The sequence below is a fragment of the Pseudoalteromonas sp. BSi20495 genome (assembly GCF_000241185.1).
GTDB lineage: Bacteria > Pseudomonadota > Gammaproteobacteria > Enterobacterales > Alteromonadaceae > Pseudoalteromonas > Pseudoalteromonas fuliginea.
On sequence record NZ_BADY01000054.1, the window covers coordinates 106,727 to 130,764 of the forward strand.

The following is a 24,038-nucleotide window of genomic DNA, read 5'->3' on the forward strand; positions in this document are numbered from 1 at the left end:
TCTTATTTCCTATCACTATAGATATCAAACCATTCACACTCTAAGGCATTATCGCCGCTCACAAGGTAAGCGTACGAGTGAATAATAAACAATGGTAATAATACGTCTGGCAGGGTAGCGGTCTACGTTACCAAATGCACCTAACTGATCTAAGTGCAGGTTTTCAACACCGGTCGTACTTTTAACAACACGTAAAGCTGCAAGGTCTAATTTTTCGTCTTTACGAACCCAATGACCAATTAAACCCCCACTGGCTTGTTGCAAGGCCTCGATTATATTTAACCAGCAACACTTTTAACTTACCTTCCTGAATAGCAAATACAATATTATCTACGGTTAGATTACTAATGCAGTCATCAGGAATCGATTCTTCGTCAATATTGTTAGAAATTTTTGATGCTTGATAGTGCATAAATCACTCAGCAAATGCTATACATAGATATTGCCATAAAGACTATTTAGAGTGTATAAAAGAAGCATAAAGCTCAAAGAAAAAACGTTTATAAATCCTAGCTAAAACAATCACATCTATTAAATTAACGATGTTATAAGTTGTACCTAATTTAACGCGTTCAATTGCTTTTTCTAATCTTACTAAAGTATGCGGTTTTATTGAGCAGACCATGTCTTTGGTTGTTAGCAGGTTTAGTAATTAATTAACAAGGTGTATAGCATAAATTACTAGCTGATTAAAAATTTAACATAAATGTTTGCACGCGCTAAAAATACATATTTGAGCACATATGAACAGCACAAAACACACACTCACAATTAAAGAAAAAATAGGGCACGGCCTTGGCGATACAGCCAGTAATATTGTATTTCAAATGATCGCTAACTTTATGTTGATATTTTATACCGATGTTTACGGTTTATCTGCAGCCGCTGCCGGGACTTTATTATTAGCGGTGTAGAGGGAAATCATTGGTATTGCATTGTCAATTGTTGTGATATTTTGCATAAAAAGCATCAGCTTGTGGAGTCACATTGATGGTATTATTTATTAGCTTTAGGTATGCAAGGCATCGAAAAACGTTTGCTTTCGCGCTAATATAAGCTGTTGTAGAGCAAATATATTTAGCCGCTGGGTTAAGTATAATCAGCCTCTCAATGTTACGTAATTAAGCATTGGCTCAGTCATTGTTTGCTGGTGCGGACAATTGTTGTTGAGCGCATTGATAGTAGTAACTATATTAACTAAGAAGCGGGTTGAGCGTTACTAATAATTGTATACATGAGTCAATTGTTATGACTTATCAACCTATAAAATGTACAGATTACGATCAGCTTGAGCTGTTTGTATACAGCAAGCAAAGGAAATAGGCGTTTCTGGCTATTAATAATGACGTAAGGTGAGCAACGAGTTCGCCTTGTCAGGTCAAAGCCATTTTCTTTTTCCTCGCCATACTCACTGATTTAGAGATATATTGTTTAAATAGTGCCATCGCTATTTTTCGCATCACATTAAACACAAGTGAATCCTGACTTTTCGTATTCTTGATTTATATTCTCGAAAGTTCATTTCCAACATTCAATGCATGCTTCCAACCGCCAGTGACTGCGGAGAACATTTAAATTTAATGAGCTTATATACCAACGGGTTTCTGTTGTATCCATATCTATCGACTACTTCAGCCGTGATTTTTATAATTGCGCGTTAGGCCTAACCAGATTTATCAATAAGTAACTGCTGACAAATCCGTGTTTCAATACGTCCATGGCCTGAGCTTATTTCGATATGTTCATCTGATTTAGCTCTTCACGTTCGCGCTTGTGCCACAAATCCTTAAATTCCTGGGCTAATAAAAGGAAATCGATAAGTTCATGTCTTTTGCAGCGTTCAATACTAGGATCTGTAACTGAATTAAAATGTTTCAGCAAAGTAGCGCTCATACTTATGTGATACAAAGAATGTGTATGCTTCGATCTGATCACTACTTGCTCTATAAGTTCAATTTATAATGATCTGCTAACACATAAGTGTCTTTTAAAGGATTTATATTGCTATTTAAATTATATTTTGAGATATTATTTGTAATATAATATTAACAGGATAGGAAAAGATGACTCTGCCCAGTTCTCAATCTGGAAATGCAATTCGCATGCTTGCTGTCGATGCCGTTCAAAAAGCTAACTCTGGCCACCCAGGTGCGCCAATGGGAATGGCCGATATTGCCGCGGTACTTTGGCAAAACTTTCACCGTCACAACCCATTAAACCCTAACTGGGTTAACCGCGACCGTTTTGTATTGTCAAATGGTCATGGATCAATGTTGCAATATGCGCTATTGCACCTAAGTGGTTATGACGTCAGTATTGAAGACATTAAACAGTTTCGCCAATTACATTCGAAAACGCCTGGTCACCCAGAGTACGGTTATACACCAGGTGTTGAAACAACAACAGGGCCACTAGGTGCGGGTATTGCCAATGCGGTTGGTATGGCAATTGCCGAAAAAACCTTAGCGGCACAATTTAATAAACCACATTTTGATATCGTTGATCACTTTACTTATTGCTTTTTAGGCGATGGGTGTTTGATGGAAGGTATCTCTCATGAAGCATGTTCATTAGCCGGTACTTTAAAGTTAGGCAAACTGATCGCTTTTTGGGATGACAATGGCATCTCAATTGATGGCGAAGTGGAAGGTTGGTTTACTGACGATACGCCAAAGCGTTTTGAATCATACGGTTGGCAAGTTATTCGTGGTGTTGATGGTCACGACATGACAGCAATTGCCAGTGCGATTGAAGCGGCGCAAGCGAACCCTGAGCAACCAACGCTTATCTGTTGTAAAACGGTGATTGGCTTTGGTTCACCTAATAAATCAGGTAGTCATGATTGTCATGGTTCACCACTGGGCAATGATGAAATTGCAGCGGTTCGTGAGCAACTAAATTGGCCACACCCAGCCTTTGAAGTTCCACAAGATGTATATAATGAGTGGAACACGCAAGCTAAAGGTCAAGACTTAGAAAGTGCTTGGCAACAAACGTTTGCAGCATACAGCAAAGCGCACCCAGAGCTAAGTAAAGAGTTTAATCGTCGTGTAACAGCTAAATCATTACCGAGCAACTTTGCAGAAATTGCTGATCAATACATTGCAAAGTGCCAAGACGATATGCAAAACATCGCTACGCGCAAATCATCACAAAATGCCATTACCTTCTTTGCTGAGCACTTGCCGGAGCTAATGGGTGGTTCAGCCGATTTAGCAGGGTCAAATTTAACCTTATGGCCTGATGCCAAAGGCTTACAAGATGACGATGCGGGCAACTATGTATTTTATGGGGTGCGTGAATTTGGTATGAGTGCGATTATGAATGGTATTACATTACACGGCGGCTTTATCCCGTTTGGTGCTACCTTCTTAATGTTTATGGAATATGCACGTAATGCTGTGCGTATGGCCGCATTGATGAAAGCACACAGTATTTTTGTGTATACCCATGATTCGATTGGTCAAGGTGAAGATGGTCCAACCCATCAGCCGATTGAACAAATTGCCAACCTTCGTATGACGCCTAATATGACGACTTGGCGCCCATGTGATGAAGTTGAAACTGCGGTTGCTTGGCGTCAGGCATTAATCAATGAAGCAGGACCTAGTGCGTTGATCTTTAGTCGCCAAGGCACAAAAGCAATGCCGCGTGCAAAAGAGCAATTAGCGAATGTTGCAAAAGGTGGCTACACCTTAGTTGAGTGTGAGCAAGCACCAGAGCTAATTTTAATGGCGACTGGTTCTGAAGTGGAATTAGCGGTTAATGCGGCAGCTGAACTAAAAGCTCAAGGCAAGCAAGTTCGCGTTGTCTCTATGCCATCAACCAATCAGTTTGACTTGCAAGATAAAGCTTACCGTCAAAGTGTATTGCCAGCAGGTGTTGCTAAAATTGCTGTAGAAGCCGCACACAGTGATTTTTGGTATAAATACGTTGGCCAAGATGGCGATGTTTTAGGTATGACTACGTTTGGTGAGTCAGCACCGGGTGCTGTATTACTAGAGCATTTTGGTTTTACCGTAGAGAACTTAGTTGCTAAGGCAAATGTGTTACTAAACGAGTAAGTAACTCAAGGTGAAAAGATTTACCTGATAAAAAAGCCCGCTGATTTAATTAAATACAGCGGGCTTTTTTATGTATTTAATTCGAGCTCTTGATAATGATTGATCATCAAGAGCCCAATCAGTTAATGATTTAGACTAGCTCAGCTAAAATGGCTTCAAGCTTTTCTTGGTCAATTGCAAACTGACGAATGCCTTGGCTTAGTTTATCTGTTGCCATTGCATCTTGGTTCATTTCCCAGCGGAAAGCTTGCTCACTCATAGGCTCAGGCGCCGCAACTGTCTCAGTAGTAGGAGTAAGTTGACGTACTAAAGGCGCATCTGTTGCTGCCAGCTCAGACAATAGACCAGGGCTGATAGTTAGTCTATCACAGCCTGCTAGTAGTTGAATTTCGTTGATGTTTCTGAAACTTGCGCCCATAACGATGGTTTTATAATCATGCTTTTTGAAAAAGTCATAAATATGAGTCACTGATTGCACGCCTGGATCGTTAGCACCACTGAAGTCGGTATCAGCATTATTGGCTTTATACCAATCAAGAATTCGACCAACGAATGGTGAGATTAGGTATGCACCTACCTCAGCACAGGAACGTGCTTGAGCAAACGCGAATACCAGCGTTAAGTTACAACGAATACCTTGTTGCTCAAGTACTTTTGCCGCTTGAATACCTTCCCATGTTGACGCTACTTTGATCAACACCCGTGATGTATCAATGTCTTGCTCTTTATAAAGTGCAACGAGCTCAAGCGCTTTATTAATAGTTGCTTGCGTATCAAACGATAAGCGCGCATCGACTTCAGTAGATACTAGACCTGGCACTTGCGCCATTAAGTTTGCACCAATCAATACTGATAACTTATCTGCGGCTTTACTGATCACTTGCGCATTGTCATTGGTTTGTTGCTTAGCCCAAGCAACGGCTTCAACAGCCAGTGGACGGTACTTTTCAATTTTAATCGCATTGAGCAATAACGATGGATTTGTTGTGGCATCTTGCGGCTTATATTGATCGATTGCTTCAAAATCACCGGTATCAGCAACCACAGTGGTCATGGTTTTTAATTGTTCTAATTGGCTAGACATAGACATCCTATTTTCATCATACAAAATAAATTAACGGCTTTTAGCATTGCTTGTGACATGGTTTAAACCCTTTATTAGTGCAAAACATTAGTTTAAAGGGCACAGGTGTCACGAATATTTCAGAATTAATCTGTTAATAATATTTTTATAATACCTTTACAACCTGTCATTATTGATATTATCATACAAATAACAGTAATGACTAACATTGTTAGTATCCAATTAGTGAAAGGTATTTATGTCTCGTTATACATTGGGCTTAGATTATGGCTCTGATTCAGTAAGAGCACTGCTTGTTGATGTTACCACAGGTAAAGAGCTGGCTAGCCATTTAGTAAATTATCCGCGTTGGGCACAAGGCTTATATTGTGATCCGAGTAAAGACCAGTTTCGCCAGCACCCACAAGATTATATCGACAGCTTAATTGAGGTTGTAAATGGTCTATGGCAACAAGTGCCAGCAGGTACTGCAGATAACGTTGTTGGTATGAGCTTTGACACCACAGGTTCAACGCCAGTGGCGATTAATAGCCAAGGCACACCTTTAGCGCTGACTGAAGAATTTGCTGAAAATCCAAATGCTATGTTCATTCTTTGGAAAGACCATACGTCGATTAAAGAAGCGAATGAGATCACCGATGCGGCAACTAATAACGACATTAACTATCTTTCACATATGGGCGGTATCTATTCGTCAGAATGGTACTGGGCTAAAGCATTGCATATCTTCAGAGACGATGCAGCTGTAAAAGCGGCGACTTACTCGTGGGTAGAGCATTGTGACTGGATGACGGCATTAATGTGTGGCACCACAAACCCTGAAGTATTAACGCTGGGTCGTTGTGCTACAGGCCACAAGCAAATGTGGAATGAGCAATGGGGTGGTTTCCCACCAAATAGTTTCTTTAGCAACATTGACCCATTATTAGATGGTGTAGTAGATACGCTTAACGCAACAACTCAACCGAGTGATCAAGTCGCAGGTAAATTAACACCGCAATGGGCTGAAAAACTTGGTTTACCCCAGAGTGTAGTTGTAGGTTACGGTGCATTTGACTGTCACATGGGGGCGGTTGCTGCCAATGTGCGCCCGGGTGTTTTAACTAAAGTAATGGGTACATCTACCTGTGATATTACGGTTACTTCAAAACAACAACTTGGCGATACGTGCGTAAAAGGTATTTGTGGCCAGGTTGATGGCTCGGTTATTCCAGGCATGATTGGCCTTGAAGCGGGGCAATCTGCGTTTGGTGATTTATATGCATGGTTTAAAAACCTGATGCTATGGCCGACTCGCCAATTAACAAATTTAAACGACGTTGAGCAGAGCTTGGTCAACAAAATTGAAGACTCAATTTTAGTTGATTTATCAAAAGCGGCCAGTGCGTTACCGGTTAAAAATACCGATGTAACGGCACTTGACTGGGTCAACGGTCGTCGCACTCCTGATGCTGATCAAAGCGTAGCAATGGCCATGACAGGCATGAAAATGGGCACTGATGCGCCGCAGTTCTTTAAAGCATTAGTTGAGGCGACTGCCTTTGGCGCTCGCGCCATTACTGAGCGCTTTCAAAGTGAAGGCGTACCGATTGAGTCAGTGGTTGTGATTGGCGGTATTTCGAAAAAATCTGATTACGTAATGCAAACTTGTGCTGATGTATGGAACTGCCCAATTGACGTACTTGAAAGCGAGCAAAGCTGTGCGCTTGGTGCTGCAATTATGGCTGCTGTGGCAGCGGGTGAATATGCAACAGTGACGGATGCTCAGCAAGTTATGGCTTCTGCTGTATGTCATCAGTATTTACCTAACCCAGAGCGGGTTGCGGTTTATAACGAACTCTATGCTAACTATCAAGCGTTAGCACAGTATGTTGATGGAGCAAAAACATGAGCTACACAGAATTAAAGCGCGAAGTATTCGAAGCAAATATGGAATTACAACGTCGTGCTTTGGTGATTTATACCTTTGGTAATGTATCGCAAATTGATCGCGACAAAGGCGTGATTGCGATTAAACCAAGTGGTGTATCGTATGACCAAATGAAAGCAGAAGACATGGTGATTGTTGATTTAGAAAACAACATCGTTGAGGGCAGCATGCGCCCGTCTTCGGATACCAAAACCCATATTCATTTGTATCGTCATTTTAATGACATTGGTGGCGTAACGCATACTCATTCAACGTATGCCACTGCATGGGCACAAGCAAAGCAGAGTATTCCTTGTTTTGGTACTACACACGCTGATTATGTGCACGGTGACATCACCTGCACCCGCGAATTAACCGATGCGCAAGTAAATGGTGATTATGAGCTTGAGACCGGTATTCAAATTACCGATGCTTATAAAGACCGTGATCCGAAAGCTGCACCTATGGTGATTGTGGCAGGACATGCACCGTTTACTTGGGGTAAAGATGCTGCGCAGTCTGTGTATCACGCTGCACTACTAGAAGAAATTGCTCGCATGGCTTATTTAACTCGCACCTTAGATCAAAATGCCGGTGCACTTAAGAAGTCTGTGATGGATAAACATTATTTAAGAAAACACGGTAAAGATGCCTACTACGGCCAAAGTAACCGTGGCTAACAAGTACAAGAGGAATTTATATATGCCGTCGTCAATGAAAGAAGTTTGGTTTGTAACTGGGTCACAACATTTATATGGCCCAAAAGTGTTAAATACTGTTGCAGATAATAGCGCTGCAATTGTGGCTGGTTTAAATAGCGAAGCTAATTTACCAGTTAATCTAGTATGCAAGCCAACGGTGAAAACGCCTGAAGAAATTCATGCCGTGTGCCAAGCAGCCAACACCGATCCTAACTGTGTGGGTTTAGTATTATGGATGCATACGTTCTCACCAGCGAAAATGTGGATTGCTGGATTAAACGAGTTACGTAAACCATGGTTACACCTTCATACGCAATTCAATGCCGCGCTACCGTGGGCTGATATTGATATGAACTACATGAATACGCACCAAAGTGCCCACGGTGACCGTGAATTTGGTTTTATCGGCACTGTGATGCGCAAAGAGCGTAAAGTGGTTGCAGGTCACTGGCAACGCGCTGACGTACAAAAGCAAATTGATGATTGGTGTCGCGCTGCTAAAGGTTGGGCTGAAAGCCAAACACTTAAAGTGGCACGTTTTGGCGATAACATGCGTCAAGTTGCGGTTACTGAAGGTAACAAAGTATCAGCACAAATCACGTTTGGTTATGAAGTACATGCCTTTGGCGTAGCGGAGCTCGTTAAAGTTGTTGATACCGTCACTGATGCCGAAGTAGATGCACAGCTTGAAGTATACAAAACTGACTATGTGATAAGTGATGAAACGTTGCAAGATGATTACAAAGTAACCATGTTGCGTAACGAAGCACGTTTAGAGCTTGGAATGGAGCGCTTTTTAGAAAAAGGTGGCTTTAAAGCATTCACTAACTGTTTTGAAGATTTATCAGGTTTATCAGGTTTACCGGGCCTTGCTACTCAGCGCTTAATGGCGAAAGGTTACGGCTATGGTGGCGAGGGCGACTGGAAAACAGCTGCTATGGTCCGCATCATGAAAGTAATGGGTGAAGGCCGTGAAGGCGGTTGTTCATTCATGGAAGACTACACCTATAACATGGGTGATACTGACCAAGTATTGGGTGCTCACATGTTAGAAGTGTGTCCATCAATTGCAGCGCAAAAACCACGCCTTGAAGTTCACACGCACACCATCGGTGTGAAATGTGATGTGGGTCGTTTATTGTTTACTGCTAAAGCTGGTGCGGCAATTAACGTTTCACCCATTGATATGGGTAACCGTTTCCGCATCTTAATTAACGAAGTAGACACGGTAACACCACCGGCTGAATTACCACACTTACCAGTGGCGTCAGCATTGTGGGAACCAAAACCAAACTTATCAGTGGCGTCTGCTGCGTGGATCCATGCTGGTGGTGCACACCACACTGCATACAGCCAAGCGGTAACTACAGATATGATTGTTGATTTTGCTGAAATGGCTGGCGTTGAAACCATGATCATCGATGCTGATACCAGCATCCGTGGTTTCAAAACAGAACTACGCCATAATGCAGCGTATTACATGCTAAAGCGCGGCTTATAATTTTATAGCGCAAGTAGACAATAATATGTTGTTTGCATAAGCCAGCCTTGCGCTGGCTTATGCTATTGTGGGCTTTTAATTTTAGGAGTAACAATGCTAGATCTAACAAAATACCAAGGCATTATTTTTGATATGGATGGCACGCTAATCGATTCGATGGGCGCACATTTGCAAGCTTGGGAGTTGACCTGTCAGGCTTTTGGCTATCCGTTTGACTACGACTATATGTATGGTTTAGGTGGCGTGCCAACACTTGCAACCGTTGATATTCTCAATGAAAAATTTGGCCTTAGCCATAATGCGGATGAAATTGCACAGCAAAAACACCAATTTTGGTTAGGTTTAAACCAGCAACCAGAAATCATTACTGAGACAGTCGATATATTAAATTATTACCATGGCAAAATGCCAATTGGTGTAGGTACTGGTGCAGATCGCGCACATGCCATCGACCATTTAACTCATACCTGGTTAATCGATAAAATTGATGCGCTAGTTACGGCCAGTGATGTTCGTCACGGTAAACCACACCCAGAAACCTTTTTAACGGTTGCCAAACAAATTGGTATTCAGCCAAATCATTGTGTGGTGTTTGAAGACACGCAAATAGGTTATCAGGCAGCAGCGGCGGCAGGTATGGACTGTATTTTAGTTAAAGACGGCAAAATACAACTAAAAACTTAGGCGAATAAATTTGCAATTTACCACCATATTGTATTATAAAAGTATAAATGCAATTATAAAAAGGTTATTGGTATGTCATTGCAATGTGTAACTCAGCGCCTAACAGCGGTTCATCAGTCGTCAGCATCTATTAAAAAATTCTCTCGCGGTATCTTTGCAGTGGCAGTGTCCTTTGGAATTGCCTTAACCCCCGCGTGTGCTCACCAAGGAGACAATATGAGCAATTCACCTTCTGCATTACTGCACGCTTATGGCAAGCTTGCAGATCAAACTCCGAGCAACCAAGTAACCTTAACCAATAGCAATGGTGTGAGCGTTGATGTGATCAATTATGGTGGCATCATAACGCGCATCGAAACGCCAGACAGCAATGGCAACATGGGTAACATTGTTTTAGGCTTGGATAACTTAGAAGATTATACCAATGCAACCACTTACTTTGGCGCGATCATTGGCCGCTTTGGTAACCGTATTGCTAATGGTAAATTTAGCTTAAATGGCACCGACTATCAGTTAGCCACAAATGACGGTGATAACCACTTGCACGGTGGTGTACAGGGCTTTGATAAGAAAGTCTGGACTATGGTGCCATTTAGTACAAAAAACAGTGCGGGTGTCACTCTCAGTTTAGTGAGCCCTGATGGCGACCAGGGTTACCCTGGAGAGCTTACAACACAAGTTACCTACACACTGACCAACAAAAATACCCTAGATATGCAATTTGTGGCAAAAACCAATAAGCCCACCATCATTAATATGACCCAGCATAGCTATTTTAACTTAGCAGGTAAGGGCGATATTCTTGATCACCAAATGCAAATTAACTCAAATGCAATTACTCCTGTGGATGGCGGTTTGATCCCAACGGGTGAGTTGATGCAAGTGGCGGGTACGCCGTTTGATTTTAGAAATCCAAAAGCGATTGGCAAAGAAATTAATATCGATGATGAGCAGCTCAAGCTTGGCAAAGGTTATGACCATAACTTTGTACTTAAAAACAAGCCTAATCATAACTTGATTGAAGCCGCTAATGTGTATGAACCAAGCTCAGGGCGTACCTTGACTGTGTATACAGAAGAGCCAGCGGTACAGTTTTACTCGGGCAACTTTTTAGATGGCAGCAGTAAACAAGCCTCTGGTTTAGTACATAAATTAAGAAGTGGTTTTTGTTTAGAGCCACAGCACTTCCCAGACGCGCCTAATCAGCCAACATTCCCAAGCACGACACTGCTCCCTGGTGAGGTTTATTCAACTCGTATCGTGTATGAGTTTGGTACTAAGTAATGCACGTTGTTAATCAAATAGGGCTGCTGTTTGCAGCCTTAGTGATAACAACTGTGGCGCAAGCGACTGAGGTTGCGACCATTCGCAGCCCGGATCAGCAGTTAACTGTATTGGTTGATTTAGATGAACAAGGGCAGCTAAGTTATCAAGTACAGTCACGTAGCGATAAGGTCATTGAGCCTTCTTTATTAGGTATCACGCTTAATAATACTGACTTTACTAAGCGATTGAGCTTAGCTGCAGTTTTAAAACAGCCCACAGTAAATGACAGCTACCAGCTCTTTACTGGTAAGCAGCAGTTGGTTGATTACCATGCTAACAGCACGGTTGTTAGCGTGACTAATCAGCAAGACCAAGCACTGAATATTCGCTTTCAAGTCAGTAATGATGGGGTTGCTTTTCGCTATGAGTTAGCCGGCAAAACCACAGATACACGAGTGGTAATGAGTGAACAAACAGGGTTTAACTTTCCAGCTGAAACAGTTGCGTGGTTGCAGCCTAAGGCCGAAGCACAATCTGGCTGGATGAATACTAACCCTTCTTATGAAGAAGAATATTTACAAGCAGCGCCATTGAATACACCAGGGGTAACCAATAATGGCTGGGTTTATCCTGCGTTATTTAAACACCAACAACAGTATATTTTAGTATCTGAGGCCGGTGGTGCTGATTACTACAGTGGTACCAATTTAACGAATAATAGCGAAGGGCAGTTTCAGGTACGTTTTCCAGATGCCCGTGAAGTTATCAGCAACGGTGGCTACTTACCTGAGCATATTTTGCCATTATTATCGCCGTGGCGCATATTAACGATAGGCTCATTGCAAACTATTACGCAATCGACTCTGGGTACTGATATCGCTCGCCCTAATCAATTAAGCAATACTGATTTTATTAAACCCGGCATCGCTGCATGGAGCTGGGGCTTACTAAAAGATGACTTTACAACCTTCCCTGTGCAAAAGCAGTTTATTGACTATGCAGCAGATATGCACTGGCAATATGTATTGATTGATGCGGATTGGGATCAAAAAATAGGTTGGGATAACATCCATCAGTTGGCAACTTATGCTAAGCAAAAAAATGTTGATTTATGGGTTTGGTATAACTCATCAGGCGCTTGGAACAACACGGTTTACTCGCCTAAAAGTGCATTACTGACTCGCGCTGATCGCATAAAACATTTTACTAAACTGCAAGCTTTAGGGATTAAAGGCATTAAAGTTGACTTCTTCCCAGGTGATGGCTCATCGGTGATGGCGTATTACGAAGCAATATTGCAAGACGCCGCAGCGTATCAGTTAATGGTCAATTTTCATGGTACCACCTTACCACGGGGGCTACAGCGAACGTATCCTAATTTAATGACCTCCGAAGCCGTAAAGGGTTTTGAGATGATCAGTTTCTTCCAAGCCTTTGCTGATAAAGAAGCACAACATGCCGCCACCTTAGTGTTTACTCGTAACGTGTTTGATCCAATGGATTTTACACCTATGGTACTTGGCGATATTCCTAATATTGAACGCAAAACCAATAATGCCTTTCAGCTCGCGTTGCCTATTTTATTTACCTCTGGGGTTCAGCACTTAGTTACGACCCCTGAGCAAATGGCAAAGGTGTCAGCACCAGTTAAAACCTATTTACAATCGTTGCCAACAGTATGGGACGAAACACGGCTATTGCAAGGCAGCCCTGGTAAGCATGTGGTAATGGCAAGGCGCCGTGGTTGCAACTGGTATATAGCAGGGATCAATGCTGAAGATAAAGCTATTACGCTAGATATTGAGTTAAGTTTTAGCAACTTTAACTCAGCACAGCTGCTAAGCGCAGGTAAAAAATTAACAGAGGTTGAGACGCAACAGCTCGACTCAAAACAGCTTTCTATAAAATTAAACCCCAATAGTGGGTTTGTTATAATAACTAAGGGTGATAACAACAATGAATGTACAACATCACTTGCGCACTAAGTTAAAGCGTACAGCTAAAGCACCTGGTCTTGTAGGCTTATTTGCTTTGTCTTTAAGCTCGCTTAGTGGTTGTGAATCTACAACTAGCGCAGACACACAAAAAACAGCAGATAAGGCGCCAATTACGAGCGCCAAAGCACCCACGCAAGACGATGGCGTGTTCACTAATCCACTGTTTCCAAATGGTGCCGATCCATGGCTTGAGTACTGGGATGGTAACTATTACCTGACTACAACAACATGGACATCTGAGTTGGTAATGCGTAAGTCACCGACTTTAGCCGGACTTGCCGATGCAACCCCAGTAAATGTATGGTCAGCGACCGATCCTGCTCGCTGTTGTAACTTTTGGGCGTTCGAATTTCATCGTGTTAAAGGCCCTGATGGCTACCGTTGGTACATGATGTACACAGCCGGCACTGATGGCACATTAGATAACCAGCACCTTAATGTATTAGAAAGTGCTGGTGACGACCCAATGGGCCCGTATGAGTACAAAGGCGCGCTCATGCCTGACGTATGGAATATTGATGGTAACTATTTAAGCTACAAAGATAAACTCTATGTTATTTATTCACAGTGGCAGGGCGATCAACAGCTTAATATTATTGCTGAAATGGAAAACCCATGGACGCTGAAAAAAGGCACGCCAAATACTGTGATCACACGTCCTGAACTTGATTGGGAGATCAGCGGACGTAAGGTAACCGAAGGTGCTGAAATTCTACAGCATAACGGTCGCACGTTTATGACTTACTCAGCAAGCTTTTGTAACACGCCAGATTATAAGTTAGGGATGTTAGAACTTGTTGGTGATGATCCGCTTGATGCAAAGAGCTGGAAAAAGTTTGATCAACCAGTATTTGAACGTACCACTGAAGTATTTGGCCCTGGTCACAATGGTTTCTTCACTTCTCCAGATGGCAGTGAAGATTGGCTGGTATATCACGGCAATGACTCAGTCGAACATGGTTGTAGTGCCACACGTTCTTTACGTGCGCAAAAATTCACTTGGAATGATAATGGCACGCCAAACTTTGCAAAACCTGTAACACCGGGTGTTGAAGTAGCTCCGCCATCTGGCGAATACGGACCACTGGTTACTCGTGTTCAAGGTCAGCGTTATAACCTAGTAAATGCAACTAGCGGTTTGTGTTTAGACATTGCAGCCGATCCTCAAGATGCGCGTGCTGTGCAACGCCAATGTGCTGCAACCAATGGTCAGTGGGTGATAGATGCCACTACTGATGGCTTTGTCCGTTTAGCAAATCGCGAAGACAGCAAGTTTTTAGAGTTGGCTAATTGTAGCGATGCTGATAATGCGAAAACGCAATCTGCGGCATGGCGTAACAACTTCTGCCAACAATGGAAAGTTGGCCCAAGTACTGATGGAAATGTCACCATTACGAACCGTTACACTGAAAAACCATTAGCCGTAGCAGGGTGTTCAGCCGCACAAAATCAAGCAGTGTTACAACAAGGCAAAGACACGGCATGTGGTGACTGGCAATTACAACCAGTTGGCAGCGTGGCAGTAATGAGCCAACAAAGCGGTAAAGCGATGAGCGTTGCAGGTACTGTTAAAGCAGGCACGAATGTTGAGCAACAAGCGTTTACTCATAGCGATGCCCAACAGTGGTTTTTTGCACCAACAGATACTGGTTACGTTGCTTTAAAACAAGACCTTGAAAGTGATTATTGCGCCGCGGTGGCAAACAATGCCTTAGTACCCGGTGCCAATGTTGAAATGGCTTCGTGTGAAACTAAAACAGCGCAATGGCGAATCGCACCAGTAGATGGTGGCGGAGTGATGTTGATCAACCGTTACACAAATCAAGCGCTTGGTTTAAGTGATTGCGGCCTTGCCGATAAAACTAATTTTGCACAACAACCTGATTTAGGTAATAAGTGCCAGATTTTCCATTTACGCGAACCAAAGTAAATGTAAATAAACGTTCGACTCTCACCAAGCCACTACTTTGTTAGTGGCTTTTTATCTGCGCTAAAAGATTTAAGTGCAATGGTATAAGATGATTTAAGGGTAAATACTCAAGCTATAGCGGCTTTCGGTATTGTTATTCTTCAATGTTGTTAAAGATATATTAAACACCATTGGCAAGGGGTATACAAAATATCCCAAGAGAAAGGCAGAGCACAGAGAAGTTAAGTGCTCTAAAGTGACGAATCAGCATCATGCTATGGCACTCAGTAGTACTCCTCGATCGCTAACACCGGCATCTTTCATGGCTTCGCGATGGATTGGCTCAAGGTCATCATTTGCGTTTGCAGCTCCATCATCATTTTAGCTTGCATTTCTACTTGCGCTTATACAGTTTCATCATCTTGATTTTGTTGCGCTTGTAATTTGCTCAGTTGTTCTTTAGCTTGCTCTAGTTGCTGTTTGAGTCTTTCAAGTTGCTCAATCATTTTTTGAATATACTCAGGTAAATCATTATTCTTATCTTGCTCAGCAATTTGCTGTGCTGCTCGCCCTGAGAGTTTATCTATTTCTGTTGATGTTAACTTATACCCTTTATCCGTCGCTACCTCTTGAGTGTTATTGGTTTGGTTTTTGATAGTTAAACTTGTTGATAGTGGATTAAGGCTCATACTAATTTGCTTGATAGATAAAGATAGCCTGTTATCGGTGAAGGGACAGATCCTTTAATTATTTAGAAAAAAAAGCCGAGTTTTCACTCGGCTCTTACAACATTTTTTAATCTGAGGTGTACCTCAACAAATAATGCTTACTCAGCGGCTGTTGCAGCATCGAACAATGCTTTTATCGCGTCAGCGTCAATTGCACCACTGAATACTTTTAGCTCATCAATTGCGCCGTTGTATGGGGTATCCCAATAGTTAACACCAAGTGCAAACTCATTGGTTTCACCAGCGACTGTAAACACACGAGGGAAGCCTGCCGTATCAAGTTTTAGTTCGTCGTTAACGTAGATTTTTAAGGTATTACCGTTACTACCATCTACTGTCATAACTAAATGAGTCCATTGACCTTGTGGAATACGGGTATCAAGCTCGCCATTATCAAAGAATGCACCGGCAGTACCCCATAGACGCGTTTTATTCGTGCCATCCATTGAAGGTACTAAGCTCAACCATGTAGATGAATTAGCACCAGCAAAGAATACAGTGGTGTAGCTTGTAAATACATCTGGTTTTAACCACAATGAAATTGAATAGTCATTGGTGGTGATCAGGTTATCAGGTAATCTTACCCCAGTGGTGCCATCTAGATGTACCGCTTGGCCAATAATGCCGTCAGTAAAGGTGACCGCTCCACCTTGATTATCAATACGGTTTCCAGTTGATTTACCTGTCTCGTAGGCGCCTTCAAGTTCTGCTAAATCACCTTCAAAACTATATTGTGCAGGTGCGAGTGATTTAACCGTGACATCAAAGGTTTTAGTATCTGAAAAACCTTTATAGTTAATAGTTGCAGTCAGTGTCACTATTTGGTCACCAGCAAGGGCACTTGGTTGGGTCACAATGGCTGTGCCATTTACTGGTTTTAAATACTCTTCGTTATTTGATGTCCAGTTAATGCCAGACACAAATGGCCCAACACGCGGTAAGGTAAAGCTTTCACGGATAGCCGTTGTATCACCTAAATCAAGGGCTTCTTTTACAAAGCCTGCAAATGTAGTTGGATCAGTTAAGTTATTAATTGCCGCAGCATTAATATCCAAGTTACCTAGTGCATAGTCATACACAATTAGTTCGTCAATTTCACCTTGGAATGGTAAATCCCAGCCATAGTTAACGCCAAGTGCAAAGTTACCAGTTGCGCTACTGAAAAAATCAGCGCGCGGCATGGAGCCTGCGAGAGTACCATCGCGATAAAGTTTAGCTTCGCCGTTAGCATAAGTAATAGCAACATGAGTCCAGTCAAGAGGAGCGGGTGTTGCTGAAATGATTTGGTTCCATTGTTCAACACCTGCGTCATCTAAATATTTACTCCACAACATCGGCGTGGTGGTGAAATGGGTGTTACCAGGGATCAAGCTCATCCATCTATCTGCGGTTGTTGCTGCAAAGAACGATGGTGTAAAGTCAGTTAATACCGTTGGTTTTAACCAATAAGAAATAGTGTACTGCGCTGTCGTTACTAAGTTATCAGGTAATCTTACCCCTGTTGCACCATTAAAACTGAAGGCTTGACCTGCTTTACCTGCAGCATAAGCTTCAACACCTGCACCTGTGTTTAGTAAGTTATTGTCCGTGGTTGTGGCCGTTGCTAAATTACCTAAATCATCGGTCAGGGCATTTTCAAATGAATAGTGAGCAATCGCATTTTTAAATTCTGGGCGCGCAGTTAAGTTTACCGTAAAGGTCTTACTAGTAGTTTGCCCGTTGAGTTCAATGTTAGCTGTTAATACAACTGATTTATTGCCACGATCAGGGGTGGGGATAAATACTGTACCGTCACTCCCAATGTAATATTCGTCACTACTTTGCCAGCTGATCTGTGCGCCATCTTTAGCAAGTGTAGGTAATGAATAACCTTCATCCGCAATGCTTAATTCGGTTTTAATATCCAAAGCTTGCACAACAGTAGCTAAAATATCATTTGTAGCGGTTATATCATCAACTTTTGTTGCCCATACCGTTGCACCTTCAGCAGAAACACCCGAAAGGGTAGGTACTAATGCTTTGTTTGCATCATCCCATTGCCATTTTGCTACAGCAAAGTAAGTACGAGACTCTAAAACGAGTTTTATATTGGTATTACTGTCATCACTAGGATACCAAGTACCGGTATCACTACCTGTTACTGAGTTATCAGCATTAAGCGCAATGTAGCTTGAGCGAATGGCGCTGGTGTTTACACCTGTGCCATGGTTTATGAACTTGTAATAACCTTGAATTTCGTCAAGCGTTAGCACATTGTCACCATCTAGTGGCACATAGCGTTGTGGTGATAGTACCGGCCAACCGAGCTGGTTGATAAACATTTCATGGCTACGAACTTGGTGCGCTTCAGCATTGTTTGGAAATTCTGATGAACTCAATGGGAAGCGAGTATGAGTTACAAATAGATGTTTGCCAGTAGCTTCATCATAGTAAGCGGAGTTATGACCTGGTGACTGATAACCCCATGCCGGAGCTGTTTCACCAAGCTCTTGGGTGTATTCAAAACCACCTATGAGTTTTTCACCGATTTCAAGGCCTGCAATAGTTGAAATATCATTGCCTGCGTTATCTAAATAGGGACCTTGTGGCGCTTTTGAACGTGCAACACGTACGTTATATCCATCGTTTGCAGCAAATCCTGCCACAGAATAAAACAGGTAGTAATAATCGCTTTCAGGGCTATACATAGCAAAAGCCCCTTCGATAGCCCTAAAGTCACCCCCAACTAACTTAGTTCCGTAACCTTGGCCTGCCTGCGGTTTACCCGTTGTTTCATCCATTGCCAGTACAAATATGCCACCTGAGTATGAACCGTATACCATCCAAAAACTGCCGTCTTTAGCATAAAAAGCTGCGGGGTCAATGGCATTAGGATCAACGGCGCCATTCCATGTTGTTTGGCCGTTACCTAGAGGATACTGTGCAAACTCTTCATCGTTGCGATAGCCACTGCGTAAAAATACGCCTTTATTTTTATATGGGCCTTCAATATTATCAGCTTCTGCAAGGCCTAAGTATGAGCGGTTCCAGCATACTTCATCGAATACATCGGGTGTATCGGGATTGTCTTGTGCACAGTGATTGTAATAAAACCAGAACTTACCATTTGGCGATTGCACTACGTCAGCAGCCCAGTTACCAGTGAAGCCATCGGTCCATTCGATGCCTTCTGAGATTTCACCTGTGTAATTAAAATCAAAAAGGGGACTTTCGTTTACAGCACTATTTGCTGATAAACTTGAAATCATTTCCCAGTTCATTAAGTCGGTTGATTTAGCGGCTGCTAAGTGAGAGCCAAAAATATAATACGTATTATCGACTTTTAACACTGATGGATCATGTACAGCAACATTAGTAACTGCAACATTCCCGTTGTCATTAAATTCTACACTGCTATTTAGTGTCGGCTTAGCAGTTACTGTAGGTTGCGAAGCTAATACAGCTTCAGGTGCTGAGTTACCGTCTGAACCACAGCCTGTAATTGCAAAAGCGCAGCCTATTACGACAGCTATTTGATTAAGTTTCATTTTATGTGTCCTGTTGAATGAGATAGTTATATTTGTTTATTGGTTAATCCGACAAGTACTAAAAACTTGCATAAAAGTTCATTCTTAATTCTTTATTATAATTTTATAATATTAATGTAATTGGAAAAATAAAATCAATAAAGTAATTAAATTGTAAGCTTGTGTTTATTTCAACACCTTTAATTTTTAAATAAAGCAGTTATTACCTTATTTAAAAAACGATTCTTCAGCCCTAAAAAATCGTTTCAATTTTCCCAGTAACTAATGTTACTAGGCAAAAATTCTTTACTGAGGCTTAAAAACACCCTCAGTAGTCATAATTATGCGTTGTAATGTACCATCGGCATTGTAATTAAGTGGCTCTATTGCCACCGAGCGACGAAAACGTCCGCCACTTGGCTTGCCATCTTTAGGTGGTACAGCACCGGTATGGTAAATAAAGTAACTTTTACCTTTAAATTCGATAATTGATTGGTGGTTAGTTTCGCTGTTACCAGCAATCTCATTGAGAATACCTTTGTACTGCCAAGGCCCATGAATACTTTTGCTCATTGCATAGCAGATTTTTTCAGGGAATTCGCATGCATAAGAAACATAATAGTATTCATCTTTTTTATGAACCCACAGTGCTTCGGTAAAGTTTGGTAAATCAATGGTTTTAATTTCGCCATCCAAGCTGAGTAAGTCGTCACTAAGCTTTACATATTTAGGCACTAAGTTACCAAAAAATAGGTAGGTATCGCCGTTTTCTTCTTCATAGATAGCCGGATCAATATCGTCCCAATCATTTGGTGTATGTTTAGTCATATCATCGGTGACCAGGGCATGGCCGATAGCATCTTTAAATGGCCCAGTAGGAGATGTAGAGGTGGCTACACCAATTGCAAAACCAGGTTTTGTTTCATCGTGACGTACAGTGGTGAAGAAATAAAAAGTGTCGTTGCGTTCAATCATATGCGCTGCCCACGCATCGCCTTTAGCCCACTTAAAATCGGTAGCTTTCATTATAGTGCCGTGTTTTTTCCAATTCACCATATCGGCTGAGGAAAAGGCAAGCCAATCATGCATCTCAAAGAAAACATCATTATTTGGTGCTTCATCATGACCCGTGTAAAGATATACGGTATCTTTATGGACAAATGCGGCAGGATCTGATGTGAATTCATCGGTAAATAGCGGGTTTTGTGCCATGGCCAAGCCACTAGTAAGTAAAATAGGTAATGCTAGAGAGCTAAATTTAAACATAAGAATCCTCATGGTAATGAAAATAAAAGCTAACTATTTCATTAGTTTAATTAGCTCTTACTATTAATGCTTAGAGTGAGCTAAGTCAGTCAAAAAGCTTATTTGTATTATAGTATTTTATTTATAGTAGCATTATATTTGAGCACGTAAATAGAATGTTATTGATATCATCGTTTATTTTCAGCTTAATAAGCGAAATTGAATATCCACGCACAATCAGTTATTTTTACTTATTATTTGATTTTATTGGTTATTAATTAATTCACTGAATGCTGTTGAGTGTTCGGAAAAGTTAGCTTTACTATTAATACAAATGAGAATCACCTTCTTTTGTGGGGTAGTTAACGAAAAGTGCTTTATTGATGTTGACTGTTAAATAATCATACAATACTATCAAAGTTCGGGCAGCAATGTATTAACATAATAAATAGAGACTAATTCAGCGTGCTGCCTGTACTACCCTTTTCGTTGAAAAGGGTCGCTCATCGATTTACAAGAACCATACATTCTTGGTGATCGCGATAAAAATAAACTGGAGAACATCGCTAATGATTAATCGAACACACACAGCTAGCGCCGTTATATTGGCTCTTACTTGCCAATTGTCTTTTGCTCAAGAAGCAGAGAATAATAGCCCCGCAGCAGAAGATGATTCCTTAGAAGTAATTCAAGTTCAGGGTATTCGCGGTAGCTTAAATAAAGCACTTGCAGAAAAACGTTTTAGCACACAAATTGTGGATTCAATCATAGCTGAAGATATTGGTAAATTTCCTGATAACAATGTTGTTGAAGCCTTGCAAAGGGTAACGGGTGTACAAACCACCGGCCGTGGTGCTGGTGAAGTAAGCCAAGTCTCAATTCGTGGTTTGACTGATGTGCATACCACAGTTAACGGCCGAGATATTTTTACTGGTGCAGGACGTGATGTAGCACTACAAGATATCCCTGCAAGTTTATTATCAGGCGTAACAGTTTATAAAACCCGTTCTGCGGACCAAGTTGAGCGTGGTATTGCTGGCTCTATTGATATTAAAACCAATCGTCCGTTTAACTTTGATGGTCAAAAAGTTGTTTTAGCTGCTCGCGGCATATACTCTGATCAGCCTGATAAAGTTGACCCAAATGTGAGTGCATTGTTAAGTAATCGCTGGGAAATAGATGGCGCGGGTGAGTTTGGAGCACTGTTTAATGTGTCGTACTCAGAGACTCATTATCGTGATGATACAATAACTGCCGGTGCTGCTTTTCCATTTTTTACCAATAACCCGCAATCGATGTATTCACCGTATTCGCGTATTCCTGAGTTTGATTCACAAGGCAGTCAAATTTGGCAACCTGGGCTGGAAAATGGTCTACCAAACACACCGGGTTCAACATTGAATGTTGAAGGTGAGCCAACAGAGTATTTAATCGCTCGAGATGCGATCTTTGGTACTTCATTTACTGGCTTACGTAAACGCCCTGCGGCTTCAATCTCGTTACAATGGGCACCCGTTGATACCCTTGAAATAACTGCAGAAGGTTTTTATACCGGCTATGAAAACGAATCACAAAATGCGATGTGGTTTTCAAATACCTTTGAAAATGGTAATGGTAATATTGAAACACCTACGATTTTTGACGGCACTAACGTCGTTAAAGAGAAGCAAGCAATAAATGCGGGTGGCTTCCAAAGTGGCGATTTCTCTTACGGTAAAACAGACAGCTATTTATATGCACTTGGCGCACAATGGCAAGCCAGTGACTATTTAACCATAAACACTGAGGTTGTTTACCAAGAAAGTGAGTATGAAACAGACTTTTTTGCAATGCGCTTTGATCGTGTTGCAACCGGACTGGATGTTGATTTTAACGACAAAGATGGCGTTCCAGGTATCGCATTTAGGGATGATCTTAATACAGCTGTAAATGAGGCCGATATGGCCGCAATACAAAATTGGAATGCGGGAACAGTTTATGATAATGGTGGTGGTAACCGCGGTGATTCAACAACATTTACCTTTGATGCTGAGTACCTTGTAGGCGGTAACTTTTTCGATAAAGTAAAATTTGGTGGCCGTTACGAAAAACGCACCGCTGAAGAGTTTACTCGCGCACAAGATAGCGGAATTGCAAATACCAGCGTTGAGAGCTTAATCCAACAGCTTGGTGCCGCGGGCGCTGCAGGCGATGGCTCTGGTATTGTATTCCAAGTTGATGATTACTTTGATGGTCGAGCTGATACATTTCATAGCTTCGTCACTGCTGACGGTGGTTATATGCTTGATAACGCCAGTGCAGTTCGAAGTGTATATAACTTGGATGCAGAAGATGTGTATAAAACCTTTGACATTGAAGAAAACTCGTATGCGTTATACGCTACAACTAACTTTTTCTTAACAGAAAACATCAGCGGTGAATTTGGTGTACGTTATGTTGAATATAAACAAGACATGCAATTTACCGCTGAAGTTGGCGCAAATACCAATGTATTTGAAAGTAGCTCTGCTACTGCTGATGTTAGTAAAGTGCTACCTAGCTTAGTATTAAACTGGAATATTACCGATGATCTTGTTGGCCGTGTTTCTTATACTGAAACGCTACGCATGCCAAATTTCGCAGATTTAAATGCGTTGCAATACTGGTTTGATCCTCTCACCGAAGGTGCCACTTATGGTACAGGTAATGGTGGTAATCCAGATTTACAGCCAACAGAATCTAAAAATTATGATACCTCATTAGAGTGGTACTTTGCAGAATCAAGTTCATTGTATGGCGCATACTTTAAACGTGAAATCGAAGGTCTGGTTATTCCGGGGCGTAAAACAGTCGTACGCGAAGGCGACGATGGCGTGACTCGTCCTTATGTTCTTAGTGCGCCAGTTAATGCCTCAAACGGTGAGCTATCTGGTTTAGAACTTGGTCTAGTTTACTTCCCAGAAGGTTTACCTGATGTACTAGAAGGGGTTGGTTTACAAGCCAGTTTTACACTGCTTGATTCATCGCAAGATACCCCAGAGTTTGACTCTGCGGGTAATATAACCGGCTATGTTGATTCAAAAATGGCAGGTGTCTCTGAGCAATCTTATAGTGTGGTGGGTATTTATGAACGTGAGTCGTTTGATATGCGCTTATCCTATGTGTGGCGCTCTGAGTTCTACACAGGTAACGAAGCGGCAATTTTTGCTAACCCATTACAGTTTTGGAGTCGCCCAGAGCAAAGTTTAGATTTCCAATTTAGTTATGATGTAACGGACGACTTTGTCGTGACATTTGATGCGACTAATATTTTAGATGATGTGTATCAAAGTTATTACGGTGAAGGTAATGAAAACATCTATAACTTTGGTAGCGGTATTTATTCGCGTACCTTTGCAATTGGTGCCCGTTATTCTTTCTAAAGTTTAAAATCAATAAAGTAAAACCCCACGTAATACTGGGTTT

The 24,038-nt window shown here is 41.7% G+C and carries 15 protein-coding genes and 1 pseudogene; 10 read left to right on the forward strand and 6 right to left on the reverse strand.

The window, feature by feature from the left end:
• Positions 1 to 48 precede the first annotated feature (48 nt).
• Positions 49 to 264, reverse strand: coding sequence for a hypothetical protein (locus P20495_RS22485; RefSeq protein WP_008135528.1), 216 nt, complete (start codon positions 262 to 264; stop codon positions 49 to 51).
• On the reverse strand, positions 221 to 412 hold the full coding sequence (locus P20495_RS22490) for a hypothetical protein (RefSeq protein WP_008135529.1): 192 nt from the start codon (positions 410 to 412) through the stop codon (positions 221 to 223). The genes P20495_RS22485 and P20495_RS22490 overlap by 44 nt, the downstream gene beginning before the upstream one ends.
• A gap of 331 nt (positions 413 to 743) precedes the next feature.
• Here P20495_RS22490 and P20495_RS21960 point away from each other — a divergent pair.
• Both P20495_RS21960 and tkt read left to right on the forward strand, forming a co-directional pair.
• Positions 744 to 911, forward strand: a pseudogene (locus P20495_RS21960) (MFS transporter); the annotation flags it as partial.
• Positions 912 to 2,063: 1,152 nt separating this feature from the next.
• Complete coding sequence (tkt, locus tag P20495_RS12520; protein WP_033015490.1) at positions 2,064 to 4,064, forward strand: transketolase; 2,001 nt, start codon at positions 2,064 to 2,066, stop codon at positions 4,062 to 4,064.
• Positions 4,065 to 4,194: 130 nt separating this feature from the next.
• Here tkt and tal read toward each other — a convergent pair whose 3' ends face one another.
• A complete protein-coding gene (gene tal, locus P20495_RS12515; protein WP_008135533.1) occupies positions 4,195 to 5,148 on the reverse strand; it encodes a transaldolase in 954 nt (317 codons plus the stop codon).
• A gap of 238 nt (positions 5,149 to 5,386) precedes the next feature.
• Here tal and P20495_RS12510 point away from each other — a divergent pair, with 238 nt between their 5' ends.
• From P20495_RS12510 to P20495_RS12480, 7 genes are all read left to right on the forward strand, one after another.
• Positions 5,387 to 7,039: a ribulokinase gene (locus P20495_RS12510; protein WP_008135534.1), complete on the forward strand. Its 1,653-nt coding sequence runs from the start codon at positions 5,387 to 5,389 to the stop codon at positions 7,037 to 7,039.
• A complete protein-coding gene (locus P20495_RS12505) occupies positions 7,036 to 7,737 on the forward strand; it encodes an L-ribulose-5-phosphate 4-epimerase (protein ID WP_008135535.1) in 702 nt (233 codons plus the stop codon). The genes P20495_RS12510 and P20495_RS12505 overlap by 4 nt, the downstream gene beginning before the upstream one ends.
• A 22-nt stretch (positions 7,738 to 7,759) precedes the next feature.
• Positions 7,760 to 9,259, forward strand: a complete 1,500-nt coding sequence (gene araA, locus P20495_RS12500; RefSeq protein WP_008135536.1) for an L-arabinose isomerase — start codon at positions 7,760 to 7,762, stop codon at positions 9,257 to 9,259.
• Positions 9,260 to 9,352: 93 nt separating this feature from the next.
• Positions 9,353 to 9,943 (forward strand): beta-phosphoglucomutase family hydrolase, encoded by a 591-nt coding sequence (locus P20495_RS12495; RefSeq protein ID WP_008135538.1) that lies wholly within the window; start codon positions 9,353 to 9,355, stop codon positions 9,941 to 9,943.
• A gap of 72 nt (positions 9,944 to 10,015) precedes the next feature.
• Complete coding sequence (locus tag P20495_RS12490) at positions 10,016 to 11,227, forward strand: aldose epimerase family protein (protein WP_033015491.1); 1,212 nt, start codon at positions 10,016 to 10,018, stop codon at positions 11,225 to 11,227.
• The gene (locus tag P20495_RS12485) at positions 11,227 to 13,194 is read left to right on the forward strand and encodes a glycoside hydrolase family 97 protein (RefSeq protein ID WP_008135541.1); all 1,968 of its coding nucleotides are present in this window, start codon (positions 11,227 to 11,229) and stop codon (positions 13,192 to 13,194) included. The genes P20495_RS12490 and P20495_RS12485 overlap by 1 nt, the downstream gene beginning before the upstream one ends.
• Complete coding sequence (locus P20495_RS12480; RefSeq protein ID WP_008135543.1) at positions 13,166 to 15,136, forward strand: RICIN domain-containing protein; 1,971 nt, start codon at positions 13,166 to 13,168, stop codon at positions 15,134 to 15,136. Before P20495_RS12485 ends, P20495_RS12480 begins: the two co-directional genes overlap by 29 nt.
• Before the next feature lie 383 nt (positions 15,137 to 15,519).
• Here the strand turns inward: P20495_RS12480 and P20495_RS20435 are convergent, their stop codons facing one another.
• The 3 genes from P20495_RS20435 to P20495_RS12470 form a co-directional block, all read right to left on the reverse strand.
• Positions 15,520 to 15,804, reverse strand: a complete 285-nt coding sequence (locus tag P20495_RS20435; protein ID WP_008135544.1) for a hypothetical protein — start codon at positions 15,802 to 15,804, stop codon at positions 15,520 to 15,522.
• 137 nt (positions 15,805 to 15,941) lie between these two features.
• Positions 15,942 to 19,370, reverse strand: coding sequence for a LamG-like jellyroll fold domain-containing protein (locus P20495_RS12475; RefSeq protein WP_008135546.1), 3,429 nt, complete (start codon positions 19,368 to 19,370; stop codon positions 15,942 to 15,944).
• 285 nt (positions 19,371 to 19,655) lie between these two features.
• Complete coding sequence (locus P20495_RS12470) at positions 19,656 to 20,615, reverse strand: glycoside hydrolase family 43 protein (protein WP_008135548.1); 960 nt, start codon at positions 20,613 to 20,615, stop codon at positions 19,656 to 19,658.
• Positions 20,616 to 21,163: 548 nt separating this feature from the next.
• Here P20495_RS12470 and P20495_RS12465 point away from each other — a divergent pair.
• Positions 21,164 to 23,995, forward strand: a complete 2,832-nt coding sequence (locus P20495_RS12465) for a TonB-dependent receptor (RefSeq protein ID WP_008135549.1) — start codon at positions 21,164 to 21,166, stop codon at positions 23,993 to 23,995.
• The last annotated feature ends 43 nt before the right edge of the window (positions 23,996 to 24,038 follow it).

What these genes read in the sequence shown, in the direction of transcription:
- P20495_RS22490 (WP_008135529.1), bottom strand. Translation starts at nt 412, where the DNA reads ATGCACTATCAAGCATCAAAAATTTCTAACAATATTGACGAAGAATCG.
- tkt (WP_033015490.1), top strand. Translation starts at nt 2,064, where the DNA reads ATGACTCTGCCCAGTTCTCAATCTGGAAATGCAATTCGCATGCTTGCT.
- tal (WP_008135533.1), bottom strand. Translation starts at nt 5,148, where the DNA reads ATGTCTAGCCAATTAGAACAATTAAAAACCATGACCACTGTGGTTGCT.
- P20495_RS12510 (WP_008135534.1), top strand. Translation starts at nt 5,387, where the DNA reads ATGTCTCGTTATACATTGGGCTTAGATTATGGCTCTGATTCAGTAAGA.
- P20495_RS12505 (WP_008135535.1), top strand. Translation starts at nt 7,036, where the DNA reads ATGAGCTACACAGAATTAAAGCGCGAAGTATTCGAAGCAAATATGGAA.
- araA (WP_008135536.1), top strand. Translation starts at nt 7,760, where the DNA reads ATGCCGTCGTCAATGAAAGAAGTTTGGTTTGTAACTGGGTCACAACAT.
- P20495_RS12495 (WP_008135538.1), top strand. Translation starts at nt 9,353, where the DNA reads ATGCTAGATCTAACAAAATACCAAGGCATTATTTTTGATATGGATGGC.
- P20495_RS12490 (WP_033015491.1), top strand. Translation starts at nt 10,016, where the DNA reads ATGTCATTGCAATGTGTAACTCAGCGCCTAACAGCGGTTCATCAGTCG.
- P20495_RS12485 (WP_008135541.1), top strand. Translation starts at nt 11,227, where the DNA reads ATGCACGTTGTTAATCAAATAGGGCTGCTGTTTGCAGCCTTAGTGATA.
- P20495_RS12480 (WP_008135543.1), top strand. Translation starts at nt 13,166, where the DNA reads ATGAATGTACAACATCACTTGCGCACTAAGTTAAAGCGTACAGCTAAA.
- P20495_RS20435 (WP_008135544.1), bottom strand. Translation starts at nt 15,804, where the DNA reads ATGAGCCTTAATCCACTATCAACAAGTTTAACTATCAAAAACCAAACC.
- P20495_RS12475 (WP_008135546.1), bottom strand. Translation starts at nt 19,370, where the DNA reads ATGAAACTTAATCAAATAGCTGTCGTAATAGGCTGCGCTTTTGCAATT.
- P20495_RS12470 (WP_008135548.1), bottom strand. Translation starts at nt 20,615, where the DNA reads ATGTTTAAATTTAGCTCTCTAGCATTACCTATTTTACTTACTAGTGGC.
- P20495_RS12465 (WP_008135549.1), top strand. Translation starts at nt 21,164, where the DNA reads ATGATTAATCGAACACACACAGCTAGCGCCGTTATATTGGCTCTTACT.